At 66.5% G+C, this 6475-nt stretch carries 3 protein-coding genes and 1 pseudogene; 3 read left to right on the top strand and 1 reads right to left on the bottom strand.

Features of this window, described 5'->3' with window-relative positions; all coding sequences use genetic code 11:
* The first annotated feature begins 413 nt into the window (after positions 1-413).
* The 3 genes from MFF42_RS21805 to rpoD all read left to right on the top strand — a co-directional run bounded on the left by MFF42_RS21805 (position 414) and on the right by rpoD (position 5960).
* Positions 414-1736 (top strand): hypothetical protein, encoded by a 1323-nt coding sequence (locus MFF42_RS21805; RefSeq protein ID WP_238257700.1) that lies wholly within the window; start codon positions 414-416, stop codon positions 1734-1736.
* Between the two features lie 103 nt (positions 1737-1839).
* On the top strand, positions 1840-3756 hold the full coding sequence (gene dnaG / locus MFF42_RS21800; protein ID WP_238257699.1) for a DNA primase: 1917 nt from the start codon (positions 1840-1842) through the stop codon (positions 3754-3756).
* Positions 3757-3959: 203 nt separating this feature from the next.
* Positions 3960-5960 carry an RNA polymerase sigma factor RpoD gene (rpoD, locus tag MFF42_RS21795; RefSeq protein ID WP_238257698.1) on the top strand — a complete coding sequence of 667 codons (2001 nt, stop codon included), beginning with the start codon at positions 3960-3962 and terminating at the stop codon, positions 5958-5960.
* Between the two features lie 43 nt (positions 5961-6003).
* On the opposite strand, the pseudogene MFF42_RS21790 reads toward rpoD, so the two are convergent.
* Positions 6004-6475: pseudogene (locus MFF42_RS21790) on the bottom strand (MFS transporter); the annotation flags it as partial.

The following is a 6475-nucleotide window of genomic DNA, read 5'->3' as shown; positions in this document are numbered from 1 at the left end:
GGCGGCGAGCAGCGCGAGGCCGAGGAGCGGGCGGCGGGGCACGCCGCGGCAGAGGCGAGGGAGCGATTCGGGCATCGACTCGCAAACGCGTCGTGCGCGCGAAGGCTCCGGCTCGATCCGTTTTCGCGATACCGCTTTTGATCGTCCAAGTTGAAAAAATGGGGACAGACAGAGGGGCAGAAAACGGGCGTTCAGAAGCGGCCAGGTCGTAGGCGGTCGGCTAAACGCATGCAGGAGAACGTGTTCTCGGCCGACGAGGCATCGTTTGCGACAGTGGCCGCCAGCGACGACCGGGGGATATACCGAATTACAAGTTGATGGTGCGGCGCGGATTATGATCAACTCCCCATACGCCCGAGTAGTCGCGCTCTTGCGGGTGTCGCACGCACGGTGCTCGGCGGGGGTGACCGGAAATGCCACTCTTCTATACACTGTCCGATTGGGTTCCGGAAAATCTGGGATGCTCGATCTCGGACTTGCGCGGCTTTGCCGACGCTGCGAGCTGGTCAGGGATTGCCTCCGCGCTTCTCAGCATCATCCTTCCCATCGGAATATTCCTCGGGATTTACAATATTCGCCATTCGAGAACCGCAGAGATAGAAAATCTGGGAAAATTGTTCGGATTTTCCAAGGACGAGGATAAAAAAACAATCGTTCCATCCTATGATATCATTCATTCGCGCTACAATAATGAATTGACGTTGGGAGGCATCCTTTCTTCATCCGTGCAGTACTTTTTCCCTGTCGCCCTGTTTGTGCTTTTGAGCCTGATCGGCTTCGGAGCGGCCTTTTCGCCTCAGATCTCCGATTGCGCCGGTACCGAACAAAGTCCGCTGGTGAATCCCGACGGGACGCTGCTCGGGTCGCTCGTCTACTCGTTCTTCGGAGCCTATCTCTGGTCGATCGGTCACTTGGTCAGACGTGTGGCCAACTACGACCTCTCTCCGATCTCGTTCTTCCAGGCCGTCCTTCACCTCTTGCTGGCGGTCTTCGTCAGTGCAGCCATCTGGCATGCTCACATCTTTCACCATGGCGGCACCAATTTCCTCGTCGCCGTCGCCTTCATCATCGGCTGGTTCCCCGATCTCTTTCTCGGTATGCTCGCCGCGAAGTTTCCGTGGCTTGCCTTGAAGAAAATCAATCCGGAAACATCAGCGCTGCGTGAGGATATCCCGCTCGATACGATCCTCGGCATCGATTCGTTCATCAAGCTGCGCTTGAACGAACACGAGATCATGGACGTGCAGAACCTTGCCACCGCGAATCCGATCAAGATCGCGATCGAGACGCCCTACGGATTGCTGGAGGCAGTCGATTGGGTAGCGCAAGCCCAACTGATCCTGGCCGTCGGTTCGGCCAACGTCGTCGCGTTGCGCAAGTACAATATCCGGACGGTGTTCGATCTCGAGCGTGCGACGCGGAATCCCGCCATCAGTCGGCAGCTTCTTCAGATCCTGAAGCGCGTCGCCCCGAGCAACCCGGCCCCGGAAGACGGCGCCGATGCGGCCGCGCCGGCACGACCGGACAGGGATGGGGGGCCGGCTTCCGGCCGTGCGGCGGCCGAGAACCTCGACCCGGGAGAACTCAAGAAGGGGAACAGCCAGCCGTCGCTCGACCTCGATGACGAGTTTGCTGCCTTCGTCAGCTTCGTCCGTGACGACCTGCATGTGCGCCGCCTGCGCCAGATCTGGGACATCCTGAACCAGCATTTCGACGCGCGCTACGCCGCGACGTAAGCGGCCACCGTCGTGACGAGGGAAGAGACTCGGTTAAGTCCGTTCGGCTAGGTTACATGGCCCGGACATCGCCCCTGTCCTATCTCAGCGCGATCAGAGCCCCGTGCGCTACCCGCCCCACATCCTCGAAGAGATCCGCGCCCGCGTGCCCACCTCCGAGGTGGTCGGCCGGCGCGTGCGCCTCAAGAAGGCCGGCCGCGAGTGGCGCGGCCTGTCGCCGTTCAACTCCGAGAAGACGCCCTCCTTCTATGTGAACGACCAGAAGCAGTTCTATCACTGCTTCTCGTCCGGCAAGCACGGCGACATCTTCCGGTTCGTCATGGAGACGGAAGGCTTGAGCTTTCCCGAGGCCGTGGAGCGGCTGGCGAGCGAAGCGGGCGTCACCCTGCCGAAGATGACGGTGGAGAGCGAGCAGGCCGAGGAGCGGCGCAAGGGCGCCCTCGAAGTGATGGAACTGGCCGCCGCCTATTTCGAGGAGCAACTGCGCGGGCAGGCTGGGGCCGAGGCCAGGGCCTATCTCGACCGCCGCGCCCTGAGCGAGGCCACGCGCCAAAAGTTCCGGCTCGGCTATTCCCTGTCCGGGCGCTACGCCCTGCGCGACTACCTCGCCGGCAAGGGCGTCGATCGCGACCTGATGCTCGAACTGGGACTCCTCGCCACCGCCGAAGGCGTGAGCGTTCCCTACGACAAGTTCCGCGACCGGATCATGTTTCCGATCCTCGACATCCGCGGCCGGGTCGTCGCCTTCGGCGGCCGGGCGATGCAGGCGGACGCCAAGGCGAAGTACATGAACTCGCCGGAGACGCCGCTCTTCCACAAGGGGCGGATGCTCTACAACCTCCACGCCGCCCGAAAGGCCGCGCACGACCAGAGCCGGATCATCGCGGTGGAGGGCTATGTCGACGTCATCGCCATGACGCTCGCCGGCTATCCCGAGACCGTCGCGCCCCTCGGCACCGCGCTGACCGAGGATCAGCTCGCCCTGCTCTGGCGCCATGCGGACGAGCCGATCCTCTGCTTCGACGGCGACGGGGCGGGCCAGCGCGCCGCCTTCCGCGCCCTCGACGTGGCTCTGCCGATGCTGGAGCCGGGCAAGTCCCTGCGCATCGCGATGCTGCCCGAGGGCCAGGACCCGGACGACCTGATGCGCGCCAGCGGCCCATCGGCGATCGAGGCGGTGCTCTCAGGCGCGCGACCGCTCGTCGAGATGCTGTGGGCCCGCGAGTCCGAGGCGGCGACCCTCGACACGCCGGAGCGCCGGGCCGGGCTCGCCCGGACCCTGAGGGAGACGGTGGCCGGCATCCGCGACGAGACCGTGCGCCGCTTCTACCGCGACGATATCGAGGAGCGGCTGCGGGGGCTTTCGGGTGGATTTTCCGGCGGACGCGCCGAGCGCATGGCCGGCGGGCGTACCGCGAACCCGCGCGGAACACCGTTCCAGCGCCGGCCGCGCCCCGGCGATCCGCCGCCCTCGCCGCGCATCACGACCGGCTTCAACCCGCTCCTGAAGGCGGCGGCGCCCGTGCCGGCGGCAGGCGGGCGGGCGGCCAAGCGCGAGGCGATGATCGTCATGAGCCTGCTCGCGCACCCGGAACTGCTCGGGATCGAGGAGGAGGCGCTCGCCGCCCTCGAACTGGTCAACCCCGATGCCCGGGCGCTCCGCGCCCTCCTGCTCGACCGGGCGGCGGAGGCCGGCACGCCGGAGCCGGAGCTGATGGAGGCGCGGCTGCGCCGGGCCGGGCTCGAGGAGGCGCACGGACGGCTGCTCGCCCTGGTCGGTCCCGGCGACCGCTGGATGCTCGATCCGAACGCCGACCCGCAGCGCCTGGAACAAACTCTGCATCAAGCCGTGATCTTGCACCGGCAGTCGGGAGCGCTACATAGCGAACTCCACCAAGCTGAGAGAGCTCTTGCCGAGGATGGGTCCGAGGCCAATTTCGCTTGGCTGTGCGATGTGCAGCAGCAATTGGCGGTCATCGCCGCGGCCGAAGCGGAGGCGGAGGTCTCTCAGGAGGGATGAATTCGTGCCGGCGTGACCGGAGGGTGACGGCGGCGAGAAGCCGACTTGGTTAACGGTCGGTCAACGCACGGCAAGTTAGAGCGGATGCAACGAGAATCGGCGCGGGCACTCGACAAGCGCGCCATTCCACGACATTGCGACGGGTCTTTCGCGGAGCGCGCGGGCTCAGCCTGCGGCGCTCCCACGAGAACAATAGGCTGAGCATGGCAACGAAGGCAACCGAGCGGGACGATGCGGACGCCGCCCAGGATCAACCGACGGACGGCCCGCTCCTTGACCTGACGGATGCCGCGGTCAAGCGGATGGTCAAGCTCGCGAAGAAGCGCGGCTACGTCACCTACGAAGAGATCAACGAAGTCCTCCCCGACGGTCAGGTCGACGGCGACCAGATCGAGGACGTGCTCGCGCAGCTCGACGACATGGGCATCCGCGTGGTCGAGGCGGAGGAATCCGAGGAGACCGCGACCGAGGCCAAGGCCAACGGCGAGGCCTCCGAGGAGGAGGAGAGCGCAGAGGGCGGCGAGGTCGTCGAGGCCTCTGGCTCGCGCGCCGTCGCGGTCGCGACCCCCACCACCCGCGAGCCGACCGACCGCACCGACGATCCCGTGCGCATGTACCTGCGCGAGATGGGCTCGGTCGAGCTGCTCTCGCGCGAGGGCGAGATCGCGATCGCCAAGCGCATCGAGGCCGGCCGCGAGGCGATGATCGCGGGCCTCTGCGAGAGCCCGCTGACCTTCCAGGCCATCATCATCTGGCGCGACGAGCTCGTCGACGGCAAGGTGCTGCTGCGCGACATCATCGACCTCGAGGCCACCTATGCCGGCCCCGACGCCCGCGGCGCGCCGCAGGAGGCGGAGAGCGAGACCGAGGAATCGGAGGAAGGCGACGGCGCCGTCCCGCCGGAAGGCGGCGACGACGAGGACGACATGGAGAACAACGTGTCGCTCGCGGCCATGGAGGCCGAGATCAAGCCGCGCGTCCTCGAAACCTTCGACAACATCGCCTCGAACTACCGCAAGCTGCGCAAGCTCCAGAACGAGGAGACGGAGCTGAAGGCCGGCGGCGGCACGGTCACCTCGGCCCAGACCAAGAAGCAGGCCGAGCTGAAGGACATCGTCGTCACCGACGTGAAGTCGCTCTCGCTCAACGCCAACCGCATCGAGGCGCTGGTCGAGCAGCTCTACGACATCAACAAGCGCCTCATCAGCCATGAGGGCCGCCTGATGCGCGCCGCCGAGCACCACGGCGTCGCTCGCGACGAGTTCCTGCGCCACTACCAGGGCTACGAGCTCGACCCGAACTGGATGGACCGCGTCGCCACGCTCGGCGGCAAGGGCTGGAAGAACTTCGTCGATCGCGGCGGCCGGCAGGTCGCGGACCTGCGCGAGCAGATCCTGACCCTCGCCTCCGAGACCGGCCTGCAGATCGGCGAGTACCGCAAGATCGTCGCGATGGTGCAGAAGGGCGAGCGCGAGGCCCGCCAGGCGAAGAAGGAGATGATCGAGGCCAACCTCCGCCTCGTGATCTCGATCGCCAAGAAGTACACCAACCGCGGCCTGCAGTTCCTGGACCTGATCCAGGAGGGCAATATCGGCCTGATGAAGGCGGTCGATAAGTTCGAGTACCGCCGCGGCTACAAGTTCTCGACCTACGCCACGTGGTGGATCCGGCAGGCGATCACCCGCTCGATCGCCGACCAGGCCCGCACGATCCGCATTCCCGTGCACATGATCGAGACGATCAACAAGATCGTCCGCACCTCGCGCCAGATGCTGCACGAGATCGGCCGGGAACCGACCCCGGAGGAGCTGGCCGAGAAGCTGGCCATGCCGCTGGAAAAAGTGCGAAAAGTCCTGAAGATCGCCAAGGAGCCGATCTCCCTCGAGACGCCGATCGGCGACGAGGAGGACAGCCACCTCGGCGACTTCATCGAGGACAAGAACGTCGTCCTGCCGATCGATGCGGCGATCCAGTCGAACCTGCGCGAGACCACGACCCGGGTGCTGGCCTCGCTCACGCCCCGCGAGGAGCGCGTGCTGCGCATGCGCTTCGGCATCGGCATGAACACCGACCACACCCTCGAAGAGGTCGGCCAGCAATTCTCGGTGACCCGCGAGCGCATCCGCCAGATCGAGGCGAAGGCCCTGCGCAAGCTCAAGCATCCGAGCCGGTCGCGGAAGCTCCGAAGCTTCCTCGACAACTGATCCGGACCACGAAGCGGCCGCCCCCGGGGCGGCCGTTCTCGTTTCAGCGTCCGCCCCGGCCGGAAGGGCGCCAGGCGCGGCGCGCGAGGAGGGCGGCCAGGGCGCCGACGGCGCCGACGGGCGCGTAGACGGCCAGGAGGGCGAGTCCCAGGCCCGCCTCCCCGAACAGACGGTCGCTGAGAAGCCCGACCAGGGGCGGCCCTAGGCCGAAGCCCGTGAGGGAGACGGTGGCGAAGAAGAGGGCGTTGACCCGGCCTCGAAGCGGCTTCGGGGTCAGGATCTGGATGCCGGCCAATCCGGGTGGGGCGGCGAAGCCCAGGATCGCCACGAGCCCGGCGAACCCGGCGAGCGACAGGAACAGGTCGGTGCTCAGGCTCGCGAGGGCCGTGAACGGTACCGCCAGGATCAGTCCGAGCGCCAGGATCAGCGGCGATGCGTCCGTCCATCCGGCGCGGCGCAGACGGTCCAGGGTGAACCCGCCCGCGGCGTGGCCGATCGGGGCGGCGATCAGCACC

The sequence above is a fragment of the Methylorubrum podarium genome, assembly GCF_022179745.1.
GTDB classification, from domain to species: domain Bacteria; phylum Pseudomonadota; class Alphaproteobacteria; order Rhizobiales; family Beijerinckiaceae; genus Methylobacterium; species Methylobacterium podarium.
Note: the sequence above shows the minus strand (reverse complement) of the source record. Positions and strands in the feature narration are given on the sequence as shown.

Excerpts from the sequence above, each read along its gene's own strand:
- MFF42_RS21805 (WP_238257700.1), top strand. The coding sequence starts at position 414 with ATGCCACTCTTCTATACACTGTCCGATTGGGTTCCGGAAAATCTGGGA.
- rpoD (WP_238257698.1), top strand. The coding sequence starts at position 3,960 with ATGGCAACGAAGGCAACCGAGCGGGACGATGCGGACGCCGCCCAGGAT.